The 22,298-nt window shown below is 44.0% G+C and carries 12 protein-coding genes; 1 reads left to right on the top strand and 11 read right to left on the bottom strand.

Annotated features, from left to right (window positions below; genetic code table 11):
- Positions 1–13: 13 nt before the first annotated feature.
- The 8 genes from AB4Z17_RS08690 to AB4Z17_RS08655 all read right to left on the bottom strand — a co-directional run bounded on the left by AB4Z17_RS08690 (position 14) and on the right by AB4Z17_RS08655 (position 13,272).
- Positions 14–1,618, bottom strand: coding sequence for a response regulator transcription factor (locus tag AB4Z17_RS08690; protein WP_441959288.1), 1,605 nt, complete (start codon positions 1,616–1,618; stop codon positions 14–16).
- Positions 1,593–3,398, bottom strand: coding sequence for a cache domain-containing sensor histidine kinase (locus tag AB4Z17_RS08685; RefSeq protein ID WP_441910237.1), 1,806 nt, complete (start codon positions 3,396–3,398; stop codon positions 1,593–1,595). The genes AB4Z17_RS08690 and AB4Z17_RS08685 overlap by 26 nt, the downstream gene beginning before the upstream one ends.
- A gap of 110 nt (positions 3,399–3,508) precedes the next feature.
- Entirely contained in the window at positions 3,509–4,867 is a 1,359-nt protein-coding gene (locus AB4Z17_RS08680) for an ABC transporter substrate-binding protein (RefSeq protein WP_076266158.1), read from the bottom strand.
- A gap of 121 nt (positions 4,868–4,988) precedes the next feature.
- Positions 4,989–5,813, bottom strand: coding sequence for a carbohydrate ABC transporter permease (locus AB4Z17_RS08675; RefSeq protein ID WP_339205323.1), 825 nt, complete (start codon positions 5,811–5,813; stop codon positions 4,989–4,991).
- Between the two features lie 21 nt (positions 5,814–5,834).
- Positions 5,835–6,743, bottom strand: coding sequence for a carbohydrate ABC transporter permease (locus AB4Z17_RS08670; RefSeq protein WP_441959286.1), 909 nt, complete (start codon positions 6,741–6,743; stop codon positions 5,835–5,837).
- Positions 6,744–6,984: 241 nt separating this feature from the next.
- A complete protein-coding gene (uvrA, locus tag AB4Z17_RS08665; RefSeq protein WP_441959285.1) occupies positions 6,985–9,867 on the bottom strand; it encodes an excinuclease ABC subunit UvrA in 2,883 nt (960 codons plus the stop codon).
- Between the two features lie 19 nt (positions 9,868–9,886).
- Positions 9,887–11,887 (bottom strand): excinuclease ABC subunit UvrB, encoded by a 2,001-nt coding sequence (gene uvrB / locus AB4Z17_RS08660; RefSeq protein WP_441910236.1) that lies wholly within the window; start codon positions 11,885–11,887, stop codon positions 9,887–9,889.
- 224 nt (positions 11,888–12,111) lie between these two features.
- Entirely contained in the window at positions 12,112–13,272 is a 1,161-nt protein-coding gene (locus tag AB4Z17_RS08655; RefSeq protein ID WP_441959283.1) for a response regulator, read from the bottom strand.
- A gap of 445 nt (positions 13,273–13,717) precedes the next feature.
- Between AB4Z17_RS08655 and AB4Z17_RS08650 the strand changes: the two genes are divergently transcribed.
- Positions 13,718–18,892 (top strand): SpaA isopeptide-forming pilin-related protein, encoded by a 5,175-nt coding sequence (locus tag AB4Z17_RS08650; RefSeq protein ID WP_441959282.1) that lies wholly within the window; start codon positions 13,718–13,720, stop codon positions 18,890–18,892.
- Between the two features lie 85 nt (positions 18,893–18,977).
- On the opposite strand, the gene AB4Z17_RS08645 is transcribed toward AB4Z17_RS08650, so the two are convergent.
- The 3 genes from AB4Z17_RS08645 to AB4Z17_RS08635 all read right to left on the bottom strand — a co-directional run.
- On the bottom strand, positions 18,978–20,273 hold the full coding sequence (locus AB4Z17_RS08645; protein ID WP_441959281.1) for a PDZ domain-containing protein: 1,296 nt from the start codon (positions 20,271–20,273) through the stop codon (positions 18,978–18,980).
- 105 nt (positions 20,274–20,378) lie between these two features.
- Positions 20,379–21,836 (bottom strand): S41 family peptidase, encoded by a 1,458-nt coding sequence (locus AB4Z17_RS08640; RefSeq protein WP_441910232.1) that lies wholly within the window; start codon positions 21,834–21,836, stop codon positions 20,379–20,381.
- 182 nt (positions 21,837–22,018) lie between these two features.
- Positions 22,019–22,298, bottom strand: a 280-nt coding sequence (locus AB4Z17_RS08635) for a M23 family metallopeptidase (RefSeq protein ID WP_441959280.1), incomplete at its 5' end; no start/stop codon positions are given.

Raw genomic sequence — 22,298 nt, 5'->3', positions numbered from 1 at the left:
AGCTCTCTCCGTTTCACTCAAAATGACCTTTGCTCCAAACCGAATATTCGCTAGGTCTCATGCCCATCTCACGTTTGAACAACTTAATGAAATAACTTTTGTTGGCATAACCCAAATAATCGGAAATCTCTTCAACGCTTTTGCTGGATTGCTGGAGAAGCTCCTTCGCTTTCTGAAGCTTGACCATATTGACATATTCGATGAAATTTTGATTTGTCTCTTTTTTAAACAAGCGGCTAAAATAACTGGAATTCAAGTTCAAATGGTTAGCCATATCCTCCAGCGTCATTTTCTCCGTTACATGCGACACAACAAATTGCTGAGCCTTGATTACTTCCGTACGTTTAGAGCTGATCGCATATATACTTAACCTTCTGGATAGCTCATTCAAATGCTGGATCATCCATTCTTCCAAATGATCTAATGTTTCAATCGCATTCACCGCATCGTACAGCTTCTCTTCCGATAAGAATGGGTGATACTGCAGTGTAACTTTTGTTTTCATTTGCAGGTCCATAAGCAGCTGCAGCACTAATTCCTTTACGTTGCTCGGATGAAACCTTCTTGCTCGAACCTCATGCGTCCACGCCACGATCGTATTCCGCAGCTCATCTGGTTCATTTAAAGCGATGCTTTGATTAATGCTCGCAAATAATTGAGAATACTCTGTGTACATATCATCTTTGGAGAATGACACTACTCCGAAATTGTGTACTGCCGATTCTTTGAGATAAAAGCAATGCTCCGGCTCTTTCAGCATCGGAAGCAGGACCCCTTGCATTTCTTTCGGCCCTCTCGTTTCTCTTCCTTGTATACAGGAGACGGATATTTTTAAATACTTGTAGATCACGGCAATAGCTTCCTGCATCGCATAATAAATCTCTTGCTGCTCTTTGGCTGGATCATTGCTGCCRTACAAAATAACTAACTGCTTATTGCTATAACGAAAGGTCACCCAACGCGAAGCATCCAATAAGTCGTGCAAGACGTTTTCAACGGAGAACGCAATCGTATAATCGTTCAACTTCCTGTTGCTTGCAACGGTCGACATGCGATCAATAATAACGACTAGAGGAATATAGCTTTTGGCATCGAGTGAAATACCGTTCGTCCGAGCTTGCTCCAACCATGCTTCCTTTGTCCAATAGGATTGAAACAAGGTGTCTTTCAAAAACTTTTCTTTAAACGCGGATTGATTCTTTTGCTTGTACAACACCATATCCGTCGCTTTTTTGTTCTCTAATTGCAAATCGGTCACGATATTTTTCAATATGGCTTGTAATTGCTCGACATCCAAGCTTTCTTTCAAAATATAATCTTTCACATTCAATTTCAGCGCTTGCTGTGCATATTTAAATTCATTGTGGCAGGACAGAACAACGGCTCTGCCTTTTGGATTAATTTCACAAAACTTCTCAAGCATCTCAAGCCCGCTCATTTTTGGCATGCCAATATCGGTTAGTATAATATCGGGCGGACTCTGGCATGCTGCCTCCCAAGCCTCAAGACCGTTTGAATAACAGCCGATCAAATGGATATCAAGTTCATGCCACAAAACAGTTTGAGAGAGATAACGTACTACCGGATAATCATCATCCACTAGAATTGCCGTCAACATGCTGCGCACCTGCTCTCTTACACTCGAATGGGAATATTAATGTTATCTTCGTTCCGACACCTGACTCGCTTTCAATTGTGGTTTTGACATACTCTCCATAAACGAGCCGCAGCCTCTGAAACACATTTTTTACGCCGATGCCCGAAAAGCTTTTATTTTCGCTTTCCTGCGGGTCGCGTACATCCTCACTTTTCGCTTGAAGCTCTTTCAGCTTATCTTTAGTCATTCCAATTCCGTTATCTCGCACCACAATTCGAAGCAGCTCACGTCCATTGTCATGCTCTTTGTTCGCATCGATAAATATTTCACCGTCAAATTGCTCGAATCCATGAATGATCGCATTCTCTATTAACGGTTGAATCATGAATCGCGGAACCAATGCTTGCTCGCAGCCAGCCTCAAAGTTATAAGCGACCCTTACTTGGTTGGCGTGTCGGAAATTCATAAGCTTCACATAATGGAGAACGGTGTCTCCCTCTTCCTCCAGAGGAATAAACTCATTATCCCGATTAATCGTCATTCGCAATAAAGAGGAAAGCGATTTGATTAATTCCGCATTCTCCTGATCCCCTTGAATCAGTATATTGAGCCTTATCGAATTGAGCAGGTTAAACATAAAATGCGGATTAATTTGAGCCTGAAGCATTTCTAGCTCCGCTTTTCGTTTTTTCGCCTGCTCTAATGTAATTTGCTCGAACATCTCTTGAATGCGATCCAGCATAAAATCTATCGTTTTCGCTAAATGGCCGACTTCGTTATGCCCGCGTATATTATTGCGCTCGTCGAGCTGGCCACGTCCAATTTTCGTAACAAACACGCTTAAATCACGAATAGGCTTCGTTAATGCAGATATTCGGATCGTCAACAGCACGAAAAATAACGAGAAGAACAAGGCTTGAACGATGAAGCTAACGAACAACACCTGTTTGTTTTTATCAATGGCAGCAGACATTGGAATAAGGCTAACGACCCGCCAATCGTTGCTCTCTAATTTTTGCTCGACATACACATATTTTTTTCTTTCGATTTCGATCGTTCGGCCCATCCCCTCCGGCTTCCACCAAAGCAGCTTTTCTCCTATTTTGGATGGGTTCGCTTGCGAGATCACAACGCCGTTTGAGTCTAACAAAAACATTTCCTGATTTTCGTTTGTTGTAAGATAGGGGCGTATTAAGCGCTCATTTATATTAACGATCATATAGCCAATTGGAATACTTGCCGTCTTCTTGATCGGTCTTCCCATCGTTACGTAATTCGTCGTCATCTTGTCTGTTTGAATTTGTTCGCCAAGCCAATAGGTAGAAAATATCGGCAGCTCATTTAATTGATGAAACCATTTTCTCTCGTACCACAATCTCGGGTTCAAATCACTGTGTGAATAGTTTGTATAAAAGGGTTCCTTCACCCCTAAAATCGTAACTTGAAAATCATTTTTTTGAATAAAAAGATCATCCAAAATTCGCGACAGCTTACTGAAATTAACCGCATATTCCTGCTTTTGCTCCTGCAGCGTTAATTCAGCTTTGTTGACCATTAGCATTTGACGTATTTCAGCATTCATTAACACAAAATTCGATAAATTCAATGTCTGCTCAAACACGCTGTTAATTTCAGATTTAGCAACCTTGAGCGAGTCTTCCGCATTCATGACCACTTTGTCCAAAATAATATCTTTCGTTAAATAGTTGGTGACGAGGTAAATAACAGCTAGCGGAATGACAAAACAAATCAATGCTGACCAAACTAATTTCATCCGTAATGAATCTTGTCGAATTAACACAAGTGCAGGCCTCATATCTGAATAGAATAGGGACAGAAATTGATGCTCTTTCTGTCCCAAAACATTGTAAGCCCTTTAATACGAAAGATCAATTTCAATAAAACTCGTCATTAATTTCCGTTATTCTTAACAACCTCTGCGATATTTTTATCAATGTTCGCAATCGTTGTATCCACGTCTTGTTTGCCTAAGATATACAATTCCGCTTCTGGAATAACTGTATTTTTCGCTTCATCTGCATATTTGGCAGGTACTGGCGCATTTCCTGGAACCGTAGTGCTCATCGTATATTTCAATGACTCTACATCGATTTTTGAAGGATCTTTTGCTGCCGCCACAATGGTATCGATAAGCTTGCTGGAATCAGACTTCGCCCAGCCGGAGAATACACGGCCGCTGACAGCAAGACCTTCAGAGGTATACCATCTTACAAAGGTATAAGCTGCTTCTTTGTTTTTCGATTTCGCTGCTACTCCCATATAAGTCGGTTGTACTGGAGAATAGTGTTTGCTTTCGCCATCCAATTTCGGAAGCGGTGCGAATGCAGTTACGAAATTAGCTGGAATGGCATCCGTACCTCCGGACTCAGCTACCATCCAGTCACCCATCGGCAGCATTGCGGCTAGACCGTTGAAATATTGGTTGCGGTAAGCAAGCTTTTGCGAAATAATATCCTCGTACATATTAGCGCTCTTGTCTTCATACATCATTTTTTTCATCATTTCCAAGTTTGCTTTAAGCACAGGGTCCGTCGCATTGGATGTGCCATCCGCTTTCAGGAATGTATTTTCCGAAGGCTTGCTCATCATTTGCAGCTGGAAGTAATCCGGCCAGTTATGCAAATAAGCTCCATAACGTTTCGTTGTTCCTTCGCCCTTCGTTAATTTTTGCGCATATTCCATAAACTCTTTCCAAGTCCAGTCCGTTGGAACGGGCAATCCAGCCTCGTCGAGCATTTCTTTATTCAAAAGCACGAACCAACGCTGCATGGAGGAAGGCAAAGCGTAGATTTTATCGTTTACCTTTGTGTCTACAAGGTACTCGTCTTCGTATTTATAGCCATCCTTTTCGATATAGCTATCCAAAGGCTCCAGCAATCCAATATCGGCGCGCTGTGAATAGTTCGTGTAAGGCAATTCGATAATATCAAGCTGATCATTGGATGCAGCCATTAGATCCAGCTTTTGCATGGAAGCAATGGAATCACCTTTTTCATTCAAGAGGTCAAGTTCTACCTTAATATTCGGATGTTTTTCTTCAAAAGCCGAAATAACTTCCGTCCACTTTGCCTTGCCGTCCGTTTGCCACGTGCTTAGCTTCAGTGTTACTTGCTCTGCTGCTGGCTCTTTTGGAGCATTAGTCGCGTTTGTCGCACCGCCAGCATTTGAATTTCCACCATTATTGCCCCCGGAACAAGCCGATGCGAATACTGCTAACCCCAATAACATCATCGATAATCTCTTTTTCATCGTAACCCTCCTAATATTTATAACACGACTAGTTATGAAAACGTCTACAAACAAATCCTACCACGTTCATTTCTGATTCGAAGTTCCCATATTTTACTGAAGAGAAACTATTTTGACTTTGTTACCCTTTTACACCGCCAAGAGAAATGCCTTCGATAACCTGTTTTTGACCAATCGCAAAAATAATGAGCAAAGGAACGATCGCCGATACTGCGCCTGCCATCATAAGGGAGTAAATATCACCATATTGGTCTCCAAAAAGCCTAATGCCCAACTGAATCGTAAATAGATCCTTCGACTTCAAAAAGATAAGCGGATACTGGTAATCATTCCATGTCCATATAAATCGCAGAATCGCGTAGGTTGCTAGACCCGGACGAATGAGCGGCAGTGCAATTTGAAAAAAGGAACGGAAATGGCCTGCACCATCCATGCGCGCTGATTCCATATATTCATTATTTACGCCCATAAAAAATTGTCTGAGCATAAACGCTCCAATAATACTAAAGCTGTTAATAAGAATAAGACCAATATGCGTATCGATGAGGTTCAACCAGTTGAACAATAAAAATTGCGGTACCAACGACGCTTGTGGCGGCACCATATATAAGGCAAGAACAAGAAGGAACATCGTGTCTCTGCCTCGGAAACGCAGTTTAGAGAAGCCGAACGCTGCCAGTGCACATACGAATACATTGATCACGGTTGTCGTTAAAGTAATGTATATGGAGTTTGTGTAATACCGGAGAAACCCTCCTGTCCACACTTGTTTGTAATTTTCGATCAGATGCCATTTCGTTGGAATCCATTCAATTGGAAAGTTGAATACATCTGCTTCCGGTTTAAATGAGGTGGTCAGCATCCACAAGAATGGGAGCAGCGACATCATGCCGAAGGCGGCCATAATAATTGTCCATACGATTTTGGACACATTCACATTTTTCATTGCCAATTCCTCCTTCCTGAATTAATAATTCACCCATTTTTTTTGTGCGAGCATCTGCAAGCCCGTTATAGCTAGGCAAATGACAAAAAGTACGAGAGCCATACTCGATGCGTAGCCTGTTTTTAATTGATTGAATGCCGTGTCATATAATTCATATACGATAACGGTCGTTGAGTTAGCGGGACCACCCTGTGTTAACACTTGAATCAAATCGAAAATTTTGAAAGTACCAATAATTCCAGTTACGAGCAGGAAGAACGTAGTTGGCGATATGCAAGGCACCGTAATTTTACGGAATTTAGTCCATGTATTCGCGCCGTCAATGTCAGCTGCTTCATAAAGATCTTTCGGTATGCCCTGCAAGCCAGCTATGAAAATAATAATGTTATAGCCCAGCAGAATCCAAATTTGAATCATCATCAACGATGGCATCGCATAATCGATATCAGCCAGCCACTTCGGTGGATTCTCGAATCCGATCGAAATTAAGAAATTGTTTACCGGTCYATACGAAGGATGGAAGAGCACCTGCCATACCATAGCTACAGCCACAACACTAGAAATGTACGGTAAAAAGTAAACAACTTTAAACATATCCTTCAAGTACACATGCTTATCAATAATGATCGACAGCACCAATGCCAGTACGATCGTAATGGGCACCGTAATAATGAAGATGAGATTGTTTACTAAACTTTTCATAAAAACAGAGTCATTAAACAGCCGTTCAAAATTATCAAAACCTACAAATTTTATTGCATCAATTCCCGCAACAAAATTCCAACTCGTAAAGCTAAGCAGCAGTGATCCTAATACAGGAATCAATGTAAGTACAACGAGTCCGATCATTAAAGGAGCAACGAATAAATAGCCTGCAATTTGCTCCCTTGCTCCCATACTGAGCTGGACTAACGTTTTTTTCTGTCTCATGAAGCTCCTCCTTCAAACTTTGTTTATATGCTTCATTTTAGAAAAAAAACGGGAGGCTCATAAGAATTAGATCTTTGTATTTTGGAACATATTTTACTTTTTATCTGTTCACACGTTTTTTTGAGCTTAATCACTTTCGTTTATTCTTAATTGTTGTTTCATTTTATTTAGGTTGAAAATATGCAAAAAAAAGAGAGAGCAAACTGAGTGAATACTCAGCTTGCTCCCTCTTTTCACTTCTTTATTCGGCTGCCGCAGCAACCTTCAGATTCTCTTTATGACGCGCTGTTGTACGTTCGCGGTCACGCTCAAGAATCGGTTTTAAATATTTGCCCGTATACGATTGCTCAACTTTGATAACCTGTTCCGGCGTGCCTGTTGCCACAATCATACCGCCGCCATTGCCGCCTTCTGGACCTAGGTCTATCAAATAATCCGCCGTCTTAATGACGTCCAAGTTATGCTCAATAACGAGCACGGATTCACCTGAATCAACCAAGCGGTGAAGAACGGTCAACAATCTGTCGATGTCATGTACGTGCAAGCCCGTTGTTGGTTCATCCAAAATGTAAAGCGTCTTGCCCGTGGAACGACGATAAAGCTCAGCAGCCAGCTTAACGCGCTGCGCTTCACCACCTGATAATGTGGTAGCTGGTTGACCCAGCTTCATATAACCAAGACCTACATCAAGCAGCGTCTGGACTTTCCGATGAATACGAGGAATGTTCTCGAAGAATGAACAGCCGTCCTCTATGGTCATTTCCAGCACTTCCGCAATATTTTTACCTTTGTATTTCACTTCCAGCGTCTCTCGATTATATCGTTTACCTTTGCAAATCTCACAAGGCACATAGACATCAGGAAGGAAATGCATCTCAATCTTAATAATTCCATCTCCGCGACAGGCTTCGCAGCGTCCGCCCTTCACATTGAAGCTGAATCTTCCCTTCTTGTAGCCGCGTACTTTCGATTCCGTCGTACTCGCATACAAATCACGGATATCATCAAATACTCCGGTATACGTAGCTGGATTAGATCTTGGCGTTCGGCCGATTGGCGATTGGTCAATATCGATGACCTTCTCCAAATGCTCGATGCCTCGCATTTCCTTGTACTGTCCAGGACGCGTCTTCGCTTTGTTCAAATCACGCGCTAACGTTTTGTACAAAATTTCATTAACGAAGGTCGACTTCCCAGAACCCGAAACACCGGTTACCGCTGAGAATACACCAAGTGGAATCTTCACATTTACGTTTCTTAAATTGTTCTCCTTCGCGCCACGAACCTCTAACCACTTGTCGCTTGTCTTGCGGCGCTCGGAAGGCACTTCAATAAACTTGCGTCCACTCAAATATTGGCCCGTCAATGAGTTTTCATTCGCCATCACTTCCTCTGGCGTACCTTCTGCAATGACCATGCCTCCGTGTATACCCGCTCCAGGCCCGATGTCGATAATATAATCGGCTGCCAGCATCGTATCCTCGTCATGCTCAACGACGATGAGCGTATTTCCAAGGTTGCGCATATGCTCAAGCGTCTCAATCAAGCGATCATTATCTCTTTGGTGCAGCCCAATGCTTGGCTCGTCCAATATATAAAGGACGCCCATAAGGCTTGAGCCGATTTGTGTTGCCAATCGAATACGCTGTGCTTCTCCGCCTGACAGTGTACCCGCTGCGCGGCTTAATGACAAATACTCTAATCCTACATTTACAAGGAAACCTAGTCGGCTGTTGATCTCTTTCAAGATCAAGTTTGCGATTGCTATTTCCTTCTGAGACAGCTTTAACGAATCAAAGTACCGCTGTGCATCTCCAATAGATAAGGAGGTGACTTGGGAAATGTGCTGCGCGTTGATCGTAACCGCTAAAGTTTCCTTGCGAAGACGTTGTCCCTTACAGCCTGCACATGGCTTAGCACTCATATAGTTCTCAATATGCTCGCGCATCATATCCGATGCGGTATCTCTATAACGCCGCTCAAGGTTATGAACGATGCCTTCGAATGGAACATAAGCCTCTTTGCGGTGCCCAAAATCGTTCTCATATAAGAAACGTACACGCTCTCCGCCTGTTCCATATAATATCTTTTTCATCTGCTCCGGCTCAAGCTCGGATACCGGAACATCCTGCGGTATGCCATAATGCACGCAAACCGCACTTAGAAACTGCGGATAATAATTTGACGTACTGCCCGCCCAAGCAAGGAAAGCAGCATCCGCAATCGACTTGCTCATATCAGGTACGAGCAAATCTGGATCAACGATCATTTTCATGCCTAAACCATCACAATCCGGACATGCCCCGTAAGGACTATTGAACGAGAACATGCGCGGCTCCAGCTCTTCGATACTAAAACCGCATTCTGGACAAGCCAGATTTGAGCTGAATAGAAGCTCCTCCTGATCGATGATATCAACGAGCACGCGGCCCTCAGAAATTTTCAGTGCAGTTTCGATTGAATCCGCAAGCCTCGTTTGAATATCTGATTTCACGACGATACGGTCGACAACCACTTCGATGCTGTGCTTTTTATTTTTTTCCAACTCAATCTTCTCGCTGAGCTCTCGCAATTCACCATTCACGCGTACACGAACAAAACCTTGCTTCTGAATGTCTGCGAGCAGCTTGGCATGCTCCCCTTTGCGGCCTGAAATAAGCGGAGCCAAAATTTGCAGCTTCGTCTTCTCCGGGTATTCCATAATTCGGTCAACCATTTGTTCAACGGTCTGCGACGTTATTTCGATCCCATGCTCTGGACAATGCGGCTTGCCGATACGGGCAAATAAGAGCCGCAAATAATCATAAATTTCAGTAACCGTTCCGACCGTAGAACGCGGATTGCGGCTTGTTGTCTTCTGATCAATAGATATAGCTGGTGAAAGCCCATCAATAGAATCAACATCCGGCTTTTCCATTTGCCCAAGAAATTGGCGTGCATAAGCGGATAATGATTCAACGTAACGACGCTGTCCCTCTGCATAGATGGTATCAAATGCAAGTGAAGATTTACCGGAGCCGCTTAACCCCGTCAGTACCACAAATTTGTCGCGCGGTATCGTGACGTCAATGTTTTTTAGATTATGGGCGCGAGCGCCCTTCACAACTATTTTATCGCTAGCCAATCGTTTCTCCTCCTACTTCTTAGCCCATCTCGGCACGCAGTTCAAGCAGCGCATCCCGCAGTTCTGCTGCACGTTCGAACTGCAAGTTTTTTGCTGCGTCTTTCATTTCCGCTTCCAGCCTTTGAACAAGCGCCAGACGGTCTTTCTTGGTCATTTTGTCCACGCCGGCACCGGTTAAGTAGTCGGCTTTCTGCTCGGCTACCTTCGTCGCTTCAATTACATCGTGAACCTTTTTCTTTATCGTTTGCGGCGTAACGCCGTGTTTCTCGTTGTATGCCAGCTGAATGGTACGGCGGCGCTCTGTTTCTTTGATCGCGCGATCCATAGAATCGGTAATCTTATCACCGTACATGATGACGCGCCCTTCACTGTTTCTCGCCGCACGTCCGATCGTTTGAATAAGCGCACGATCCGAGCGAAGGAAACCTTCTTTGTCCGCATCGAGAATCGTAACGAGCGACACCTCAGGCAAATCAAGGCCCTCTCGAAGCAGGTTGATTCCAATGAGCACGTGGAAAACGCCGAGCCTAAGGTCACGCAATATGGCCAATCGCTCCAACGTCTTAATATCGGAATGGAGATATCTTACCTTAATGCCTATCTCCTTCATATAATCAGTTAAATCCTCTGACATCTTCTTCGTCAGCGTTGTAACAAGAACCCGTTCGTCCTTCGCAATGCGATCCCGAATCTCGTTCAGCAAGTCATCGATTTGTCCCTTCGTTGGGCGGACATCAATAATCGGATCAATTAGACCGGTAGGACGAATAATTTGTTCGATCATTTTGTCGGTATGCTCAATTTCGTAAGGACCTGGCGTTGCAGATACATAAACGAGCTGCTTGGCCTTCGCCTCGAACTCCTCGAAGCGCAGCGGCCTGTTATCCATCGCTGACGGAAGGCGGAAGCCATGATTAACGAGCATCTCTTTACGCGCCCGGTCACCGTTATACATCGCTCGAATCTGTGGCAGCGACACATGGGACTCATCAATAACAATAACCATATCATCAGGGAAATAATCAAGCAGCGTATAAGGCGTTGCCCCTCGCTCTCTAAAAGTGAGCGGCCCCGAATAGTTCTCAATGCCTGAGCAAAAGCCCATCTCCGCCATCATTTCCAAATCATAGCGCGTCCGCTGCTCCAGCCGCTGTGCTTCGAGCAGCTTGCCTGCTTCGCGAAGCTCGGCGAGTCGTTCCTCCAGCTCCCTCTCAATATTGACGAGCGCTACCTTCATCGTCTCTTCTTGAGTAACGAAGTGAGAAGCAGGGAAAATGGCAATATGATCGCGTTCGCCAATGATTTCGCCGGTGAGCACATCAATTTCTGAAATGCGCTCAATCTCATCACCAAAGAGCTCTACACGAATAGCCCGCTCATTATTGGCGACTGGGAAGATCTCAACAATGTCGCCGCGAACACGGAACGTTCCGCGCGTAAAGCTGATATCGTTGCGCTGATATTGAATATCGACCAGCTTATGCAGAATCGCATCCCGCGACTTCTCCATCCCTACACGGAGCGAAAGCACGAGGCCGCCGTATTCCGTCGGAGATCCGAGACCGTAAATACAGGAAACGCTCGCTACGATGATCACATCACGGCGTTCAAACAAAGAGCTCGTCGCTGAATGTCGAAGCTTATCGATCTCATCGTTTATGCTGGAGTCCTTCTCAATAAATGTATCGGTTGAAGGAATGTATGCTTCCGGCTGATAATAATCATAGTAGCTCACAAAATACTCTACTGCATTGTCAGGGAAAAAAGTTTTGAACTCACTGCACAGCTGTGCTGCCAGCGTCTTATTATGGGCAATTACAAGCGTTGGCCGGTTTAGCTTCTCGATCATGTTCGCAATTGTGTACGTCTTGCCTGTACCCGTTGCTCCCAGAAGCGTCTGATGTCTCTTACCTGCATGAATACCTTCTATAAGCTGTTCGATTGCCTTTGGTTGATCGCCTTGCGGCGTATAATCCGATTTTAACTCAAACAGCCTTGTTTCTTTTGCGAGCTCACTCACGCCTATCATCCACCCCCATCATTCCGAAATATATGCTCTTATCATTATAGTCAAATATAGTCATTTCATTTCATCTGATATTTCAAAATAAGAATGTTTGTTCCCATCTATTATAACGTTATCCTTAAAGTCGCGCAACGTCGGAAAACAAAAAAAGAATACGTACAGCATAGTCAGTTGCTCGCCTGCGCTGATGTATTCTCATTTATGCTGTTGTTCCTCTTTCATAAAAGCATTTCCTTGCCGTTTTTCTTCTCCTGCCATTGCTTGTACCACTCCGTCACCTGCAAAGGAACGGTAAGTCCCAGATCATTTTCTATCGTTTGAAGAAGACGCTCATAGTGGAAAGTCACCTTATCGTAACAGCCCAGCTCATCATAAAGCCTCATCACGATCAGCCCCTCCTCCTCCTGGTAAGGGTCCATCGTTTGTATTCTTTCATACAATTGCAATGCATCGCTTGTTCGATCGCCGCGCTCCAAATAATAAGCAGCTAACATCCTCGCCAAACTCAGCCATAGCTGACGCAAACGCTCTCGCTCATACTCCGCCCATAGATATCCGTAATCCTGTAAATAGTCGCCCTCATATTCACCTAGCAGCCGCAAAGCCTGATCCTGATCCTCTGAAATCGAACCGCTAAGCTTTACCATACCTTGCTCCCACTGCTCCATATCAAGAACGACTTGTCCCATATCGAGAATATAACCTTCTTGAATACTGGAATTATGAATCGCTATGTTCATGTTCATTTTCTGAAGGCATTGCCTAATTTGATAGATAGCCGTGTACAGCTGTGTCATCGCTCGCTTCATATCCATCTCTGGAAAAAATAAATCGAGCAGTATCGACTTGTGTACAATTTGCCCGCGGTGATGCAGCAGATAACAAAAAAGCTCCTGGGCTTTAGCGGTTCGCCATTTCGGCAGCTCTGGAAGCTGTCCATGGGAGGATTGAAAACGCAGCGTTTTAAAACAATAAACGGTCTGCTCCTGCTTCTCAATTTCTTTCGACAACGGTTTTATGCTCCTGCGCTTCAATAAACGTTCGATTGTTATCTCAACGCGCGATTTCTGAAGCGGTTTTAACAAATAATCAACTGCATTCAGCTCAAACGCCTTTATCGCGTATTCATCATGCGCCGTGACAAAAACAATATCTGCTTGCGGACATATTTCTTGAATAAGCTCGGCTGCTTGAATGCCAGATAATTCAGGCATATGGATATCTAGAAAAACAACATCAGGCTGCAGCTCACTCGCCTGCTCCACTGCTTGTTTTGGATTTTGAAACACATCAATGCTCGTTATTTCCATCGATTGGCGGAGCACCCGCTCCAGTTGAACGAGAGCCAGTCTTTCATCATCGATTACAAGAACCCTCATTTTTCTACACTCCTATCACGTTCACAATCATCCAAATTTGTTTACAATTAGAAATTTTCGTTTATCTATTTTCATATCGGCTTTTTTTCCAAAATCATTCATGCTTTTGTAACTATATATGAGCAAAAAGACCTAACTTGTTCAGAAATTGTATAGTACTGTTCTATAGAATAAGAACTATGTTGGAATAGATCGTAATATGCCGAAATCGTGTACGGTTATCATGCATTTTTAACCAAAAATGCCATCAAGTACTCCTACCTCTCTGTCAGGTCGGCGCTTTTCTCGCAAAGCACCCTTATATACATAACTCTCCCAACTAACAGCAGGCCGATCACTACATGAAGCTCATTTTAACAGAGAAAGGAATGATGTTTTGCTGCTAGCTCCAAATAACTAGAAATAAATGAATACTTGAGCATTTTAAGATGGAGGATACCAAGAAATGAGAAAAAAGACAACCGCACTCATGATCGCTTTTTTGCTAATTTTTCAATACGTAAACTTTGCCGGTATTTTGAAGCCGGTAGAGGCAGCTGCTATTAATGATAATATTATTACTAAAATGACTTTGACTGACACAGCTACACCTAATTCAGTTATCGCTTCAGTTTATAATTCTGTTTATTATGTCAATCCTGAAATCCGTGTCAACCTTGACAAAGATATTCTCTCGTTAAACTACGAGTGGGAGCTTCCCGAGGATCATAAGTACTCCATGGGTGATCAATTCACATTTGATCTGCCTCCAGAATTAGTCATGCACAGCGGAAATATTACAGAGAAACCCTTAAGTGCTCCACCTGGTGAACCTAGCGTTGGAACCTATCAGTTAAATGGGCATAAGGTTACTGTCACATTTAATGAGCAGATCAACAAAGGGACACCTGTTTCCGGAACACTCAGTTTCTGGAGTTTTTTCACAAAAGTAAGCGTCGGCAACCAAACGGAAGTACCTATTAAATTTAATATCGGCGATACCATCACCATTCCGATTGCACCTAAAGGTGTGACATCTCCAATTAGCAAAAAGGGAACACCGGATAAGAGCTTTAATGCTGAGAATATTACTTGGACAGTTGATGTGAACAAGGATCTCAAAAAAGTTAACGGAGCCGTTGTCACGGATACGATTCCTGCTGGTCTGACTTTCACGCCGGGCTCGCTCAAGGTTTACAAAATGACTTCAGACACCGATGGCGTCTTGTCTAATCCAATACTACAAAATGCGCCTGCTGACTATCAAGTGACTGCACCCGTTTCACCTGATAATAAATTGCAGCTAGACTTAGGAAATATAAATTCGGTTTATCGCATTGTATTTGATACAGCAGTTACCGACATTACAAAAGCAAACTTCAAAAATACCGCTACATTAAAGGGCAGCAATATTACCGATGTTTCTGCTTCAGACACGATAACGAACAGCCGCGGCAAACTGCTTGAGAAATCAGGTACATATAATGAAGCTGCTCAAGTCATCGATTGGACCATTAAATACAATTTTGGCGAAGATACGATAGCAAGCGCTGTTTTGACTGATTTGTTCGATAAAGGCCATGAGCTTGTACCAGGTTCCATTAAAGTATTCCCTGTGGCCGATCCGGTTGCTGGCACGCCAGGAACTGAAATACCGTCGACTGACTATACTCTGGACTATGATGTAAGCAGTCATCCCAAAAATCAAAACACCAAGAACGGTTTTAAGCTGTCCTTCAATAACCCAATCACTGGCGCTTATAAAATAACCTACCAAACCAAGCCAGTTGGCAATTTGTATGACGATAAAGCAATTAAAAATACGGTTTATTCGGATAGTAAAGAATCCAATACGGTCACCGTAGATGTTAAGCAGCACTTTTTGCATAAAACAAATAGTAATGCTAACTACAAAGATAGAACGATAGACTGGAATGTTGAAATCAATAGAGATAAATACAATTTGTTTGGTTTGAAATTTGAAGATACTTTCGTCAGCGGCGGCTTAAAGCTTGTACCTGGCACCCTGGTTGTTAAGCAAAATGGTATTGTCGTGAATAGTCCGCTTTATACCATCACGTATGATCCGGCCGGTGCAACTGACACTACAAAAGGCTTCAAAATCGATTTTCCAGATGGCAATTCTACTTATACTATCTCATATACAACGAAATACGACTATACGGACGGATCCTATTTCTCTAATACAAATTTCTCYTTCAAAAATACGGGCAAACTGATCTGGAAAGAGACTGCTGTAGGATCAGAGAAAAATCAATCCGAAACGTCAACTTTTACGCCTAATAAGAACACACAGGATAACGGCTATAAGAATGGCAGCTATAATGCCACAGACAAAAAAATCACATGGAACATCGGCATTAACTACAATAGCAAAACAATTGCCAATGCCGTCGTAACAGATACGCTGGAATCGGTGCAACAGCTCGTGGCTGGATCGATTGAAGTACGCAAGCTGACTGTGAACAGCAATGGTTCTACGACCCCTGGTGCACTCGTTGCTCCAACAGGAAATTACAGCATTGTACTTCCAACGACTGCCAACAATAACCAATGGCAGATTGCATTTACTAATCCAATTACTGAGCCTTACCTCATCACATTCAAAACGGATGTGGATGGAAAAGTGCTTGGCGCAACGGAAAAAACAATTAACAATCATGCTTATTTAAGCGGCACTGGTTATACAACGAAGGATCTTACTGCTTCCGTGACGATACCAAAAGCCGGTGAATATGTATTCAAAGAAGGCCAGCAAAACGATGACTCCGTCAATTGGACAATTTATATTAACCGTGGTCAGTCCACTGTTGACGAAGCAAAAATTTATGATGTGCCTAGCAAAAAACAAACGCTTGTCAAAGAATCATTTAAGCTTTATCTTACAAGCGTAAATAGCAACGGCAATGTAACCAAAACTGGTTCGGCTATTAGCCCTACAGATCCGGTTCATGGCTATAAACTAACTTTCAAGGAAAATACGGATCCAGCTATTTCAAGTGATGAGACATTTGAGCTCAGCTTCAACAATGAAATATCCAAACCTTATATTCTTGAATACCAATCCATTATTGATGCTAAAGACAAAGAAACCATTTCAAATACGGTTACTTTTACTGGTGCTGGAGGTATTTCCAAGCCCGTTGACAATGCGACAGAGGTGAAAATAGCATTATCCGGCGGAGAAGGCACTGGCAGTATCTATAAAGGCGACTTAAAGGTAGTTAAAGTTGACAAAGATGATCCAACGCTCAAGCTGTCCGGCGCTGTTTTTGAATTAACACGCAATTCGACCGGCGGTGTAATCACACCATCTAAAAACGCTAATGGCGAGCTTGAATATAACGGCTTGCGTTACGGTAAATACACTTTGAAAGAGAAAAGTGCACCAGCTGGCTACGCAATTGATGGTACAGGCATCTACGAGGTAACGATCAATTCAACGACCGTTCCTGTTGTGAAGGAAATCAAAAACGCGAAGCTTTTAGGCAGCTTGGAAGTAACGAAAGTTGACTCCGCTAATGCAGCAACTGTTCTTGCTGGAGCGACGTTCGAGCTTTTCAATAGCGCAAATGTAAGCCAAGGTACACAAACAACAGCCGCAAACGGCAAAGCAGCTTTCACCGGCCTTCCTTATGGCAGCTATGTACTGAAAGAAGTTTCAGCGCCTGCCGGCTATAGCATTATCGGCAACGGTGAAGTTAATGTTACGATTAATGCTTCTGTTGTTACGAAACAAGTGGGAAATACAAAGCTATTTGGTACTTTGGAAGTCACTAAAGTAGACAGCGTTAATCCTGCAATCGTTCTTTCAGGAGCAACATTCGAGCTGTTCAACAGCGCCAATGTAAGCTTGGGTCAAAAGACCACAGACACCAGCGGCAAAGTATCTTTTACTGGCCTTTCTTACGGCACTTATGTACTAAAAGAAGTTTCAGCACCTGCAGACTACAAAATAATGGGCAGCGGCGAAGTGAATGTGACCATTAATGCAGCTGTAGTATCTGAAAAAGTGAAAAATGAAAAGCTAGAAGGCAGCCTTGAAGTAACCAAGGTAGACAATGATCATACGTCAATCGTTCTTGCCGGAGCTACGTTCGAGCTTTTCAATAGCGCGAATGTAAGCATGGGCAAACAAACGACGGCTGCAAACGGAAAAGCAATATTCACGGCTCTTCCTTACGGCAGCTACGTGCTGAAGGAAATCTCGGCACCTTATGGCTACAGCATCATCGGCAACGGTGAAGTAAATGTTACGATTAATGCGTCTACTGTATCAAAAGAGGTTAAAAATATTCAGCTGCTCGGAACCTTGGAATTAACGAAAGTAGACAATGATAATACTGCCATTGTTCTTGCTGGAGCTACATTTGAGCTATTCAACAGCGCCAATGCCAGCCTAGGCAAAAAGACAACTGATTCAACCGGCAAACTAACTTTCACTGGTCTTCCTTATGGCAGCTACGTGCTGAAAGAAATCTCAGCACCATTCAACTACGGCATCATTGGCAGCGGTGAGTTAAGCGTTGTGATTAATGCCTCTACTGTAAGCAAAGAAGTGAAAAATGCTAAGCTGCTCGGAACCTTGGAAGTCACTAAAGTAGATTACGATAATACAACGGTCGTTCTTGCTGGGGCTACGTTTGAGCTATTCAACAGCGCTAATGTAAGCTTAGGCAAACAAACAACGTCTTCTAGCGGTAAAATATCGTTCACAGATCTTCCTTACGGCACCTATGTGCTGAAGGAAATCTCAGCTCCATCCGGCTACAGCATGATTGGCAATGGCGAAGTAAACGTTACGATCAATGCGCCTGCTGTATCAAAAGAGATCAAAAATACAAGAGATCCTCTTGGCAGGCTGGAAGTAACCAAAGTAGACAGTGCGAATACAACAATCGTTCTTGCTGGCGCTACATTTGAATTGTACAGCAGCTCTAATGTGAGCTACGGCAAACAAACGACGGCTGCAAATGGCAAAGCAACCTTCACAGGGCTTCCTCTCGGCAGCTATCTATTGAAGGAAATCTCAGCACCTGCTGGTTACAGCATCATCGGCAGCGGCGAAGTAAGTGTCACCATTAATTCTATATCGGGAAATTCGGTCACGGTTAAAAACAACAAAGTAATCGTGCCAACACCGACGCCAACGATAGCACCGACACCTACACCAAAACCAACGACAACGCCGAAGCCAACGACAACACCAGTTGCGACGCCTGCGCCGACTACTTCTACAGAAAAGGAAGTTACGGAAGTAGACAAACCAGTTGAAGGTGAAGTGGAAGTCCCTGATGGCAGCGTGCCTGTTGGAGGCGTAAAGCCTGATCATGGTAAAGTTGTCATTACACCAGATGGCAAATGGGTTTACACTCCTGACCCTGGATTTAAAGGAAAAGATACATTCTCTATTATCGTTAAAGATAAAGATGGCAATGAAGAAGAAATCTTCTTCGAAATTGATGTAGAGGAACCGCCTCGCGGCGGAATCACAACACCAGACGTTCCTGTATTGCCTAAAACAGGCGAGAACAGCTACCTGCTTATGCAGCTGCTCGGACTAGCAATGATCGTTGTAGGTGTTTCGACAATTGTAGTCAAAAGAAGAACAAGACGCTAAGTGACTAAAACGATGCAAAAAAGGTGAATCAGGAATATCCTGATTCACCTTTTTTTATTTAGAACCTTTTTATTTCGAGCTATAACTAGCTATCCATTCTCTCCGCCTGCGCATCGCGCCGATTAGAAGCATGATAGCTGCGCAGCAGCTGCAGCAATGACGCTGGCCCAGCCGATGCATAATAGTTGGCCTGTTCATCGGGAGCTAGAATGACCCCGAGCTGATGGTGCTCACCAGCAAATCGCGCCCGTTGCGCAAATTTTAATTCACCTTCAAGATTTAATACTTCCAGCTTGCAAAATGCGGAGTTTTGAACAAGTGCTTCATAAAGGTCTTCTTTTGTCCGCACACGCACACCATTAACCTTGTGCAAAATCTCGCCTGTCAAAAGCCCCATTAATGCCGCTGGAGTGCCTGGCACGATTCCTAATATTCGCAGCCCGCGTGAGTCATGCACATATAATGGCGATAAAGCCGCTTCTCTCACCCGGCTTCTCCATATAATAGCCTCATGCAGCAGCAGTGAAACCAGTGCAGCAAGCGGCAGCAGCATAGGCTGCCACCAAGCCAGAATTGCTGCTCCAGCTAAGCATAGGCTGTACAGCAGCAGCCCTTTCGAGGCATGCTTCGCTTTTTCACGCGGCAATAAAGAACGTGTCATTTCCGTAAATCCGATAATCATAGGCAACGCTACGAACGACCAGCCTTGCGACCAATCTGCTCCAAATAATGGTGTCCACGGCAATGCCGTCATAGATGATCCGCTCGCCCCTGTCGGTACCAGCATAAGCAGCGGAACTGGCCAAAAGCCCTGCAGCATATAGCCGCCAACGAGCTTTCCACGTTTACCCTCAAGAAATAATGGCGTTGATAATCGATCACCTTGCCAGCGAACAAGAACAGCTTCTGCAAGATGAAGCAGCGCAACAAGCACAAGCAAACCAGCAGCATCAATTCCTGCAAGGGAGACAGCCAATGAACCGAGCCAATCCGTCCGCTCCGTAAGCGTTGTCCACCCGAGCAGCCACTGAAGAAGAGTAATGACTCCTGCACTATACGCAAAACATAAGTATCTGATTCGAATCAGCATTAAGATAGCCGCAACTGCCCAAAGCCAAAGAACAGCTTTTCCTGTCAACGATACGCCAACGAATGCTCCTGCAATGGAAACCGCCACACCAATCAAGAGACCCGTTAACATCGCCTTAAAAACCAAGCTTGGCCAATGATGCAGCTTTACTGCAAACATCTGCCTCTCCACCCGTATTTGCCTTGTATACTGTAAAATAATGAATAACACCGCAATATAATAAAATGGCTGTGCAACTAATTGGACAGCCGCTTGCCCGAGCATTTCCAATAACTCGATCGCCGTTTCCAAAGCTAACACTCCTTCGCTCGTTCCCCATATCCTTATTAACCTAAAAAAATAAAAGGCCGACCCTGTTAAACAGAGTCAACCTCTTATTCATTCGACATGCGCGTATTATTTCCTGCCTACCGCCTTAATTGCTTCAAGCAGCTGCTTATCATTCTTTTTATCCTGAATCCATTTAATAACTTCCTTCTCAAGCGTTTCACCCGTTTGCTTATCGACCTGTCCCGTGGCCGTCAAGCTATGCTCGGATTGGAATTTCTTAACGGCTTCTGCCGTCTCCGCTCCAAAGTAACCATCCTCACGCTTTGGTTGGTATCCAAGACCATGCAGCATAATTTGAACGCTCCGTACTTGTTCGCCCAGCATATCCTGCTTTAACGTATCGGAAAGAGTAAGTCTTGCAACGGTATACAAATCCGGCGGCTGCACCGTAAGATCTGGTTTTATGCCATTTTCATGAATCCAATTGCCCTTAGGCGTTAACCATTTGGCTATGGTCATCTTGAGCAGGCTTCCGTCGCCAAGCGCTTTGTTGTAGCTTACTTGAACAGTGCCTTTGCCAAAGGAGGTTTCGCCAACGAGCTTCGCTCCCGCGCTTTCCTGCAGAGCTCCTGCCAATATTTCCGATGCGCTTGCGCTCCCTTTATTCATAAGAACCGCTATGGGGTACGTTTTTTCTTGTCCCTTCGACAGCGTTTTTTCCCGGTTTCCTTCACGATCCTCTACCTGTACAACTGTCGTACCTTTGGCTAGGAAGGTTTGAGCGATCTCTACAACAACGGGAAGAACGCCCCCAGGATTGTTGCGCACATCAAGAACAAGCCCCTTCATCCCTTGCTCCTCCAGCTTCGCGAGCTCCTGCTTAAACCGCTCTGCCGTATGCAGTGAGAATTGTCTGATTTCAATGACGCCTGTACCATCCGGCTGCAGGCTGCCATATACCGTTTCCACATCGATATCGTCGCGAATGAGCACGAGCTGGATCGGTTCAGAAAAGCCGACACGCTGTACTTGAATTTTCGCTTTGGTTCCTTTTGGACCACGAATCTTCGCTACCGCATCCTGCAAATTCAGTCCATCGAGCTTCGCACCGTTAACCGAAAGCAAAATATCCTTCGCTAATAGGCCAGAACGTTCTGCCGGCGAGCCTTTAATCGGAGAAACGACGACAACGCGTCCATTTTCAAGCGTAACCTCTGCACCGATACCTGTAAACGAGCCTTCGATCGATTCCGAAAAGTGCTTAGCTACGTCCTTCTCCATGTAAACGGAATAGGGATCATCCAGCGACGACATCATTCCGCTTACAGCACCATCAAGCAGCTCCATGCGATCGACCTTCTGATAATATTTTGTTTCAATTAATTCCAGCACCGCATTAAGCTTCGTCAGCTCTTCTTTTTTAAGCCTGAAGCGATCACCGTCATCAGCTGCCGCTGCTGAAAGAGCAGTCGCTGCTGGCTTGTCCGGTTTAATCATTTGGTCCGCGATCGTTAGCGTAACGAGTACGGATGCAATCATCGTTAGCATAACGAACGCGAATACTGTCCGTCCTTTGAAATGCACCTGTCTACACCACCTTCTCATCTTACACGGTCTTAGATTTAAGACCACTCTAGTATATGACAAGCCGCTTACAATTATTTGCATTATTCGGTAAAAATGATCACTTTATCATTTATTTTATGTTTGATTTTAAACAAGGCAGCCACAGGGGCTGCCTCTTGATGTATTTTATGAAAGATTGCCTATTTTAAATATCCGCCTGGATTAACAGGAGTTTGGTTTTTACGCACTTCAAAATGTAAATGTGGTCCCGTCGAATTGCCTGTACTGCCAACCTCAGCAATTTTCTGGCCTTTCTTGACGGTTTCGCCTTTTTCAACTTTGATTCCACCATTACGAATATGTCCGTAAAGCGTCCACAAGCCATTACCATGGTCAATAATGACACAATTTCCGTATGTGCTCCACTTTTGGGCAACGAGTACAACACCGTCTTCCGCTGCGAAAATATCGGTTCCCTGC

Source organism: Paenibacillus sp. TAF43_2 (assembly GCF_052113545.1).
GTDB lineage: Bacteria > Bacillota > Bacilli > Paenibacillales > Paenibacillaceae > Pristimantibacillus.
The sequence above is the reverse complement of the archived record's forward strand: the minus strand, read 5'-3'. Positions and strand labels throughout refer to the sequence as shown.

What these genes read in the sequence shown, in the direction of transcription:
- AB4Z17_RS08680 (WP_076266158.1), bottom strand. Translation starts at nt 4,867, where the DNA reads ATGAAAAAGAGATTATCGATGATGTTATTGGGGTTAGCAGTATTCGCA.
- AB4Z17_RS08655 (WP_441959283.1), bottom strand. Translation starts at nt 13,272, where the DNA reads ATGAGGGTTCTTGTAATCGATGATGAAAGACTGGCTCTCGTTCAACTG.
- AB4Z17_RS08675 (WP_339205323.1), bottom strand. Translation starts at nt 5,813, where the DNA reads ATGAAAAATGTGAATGTGTCCAAAATCGTATGGACAATTATTATGGCC.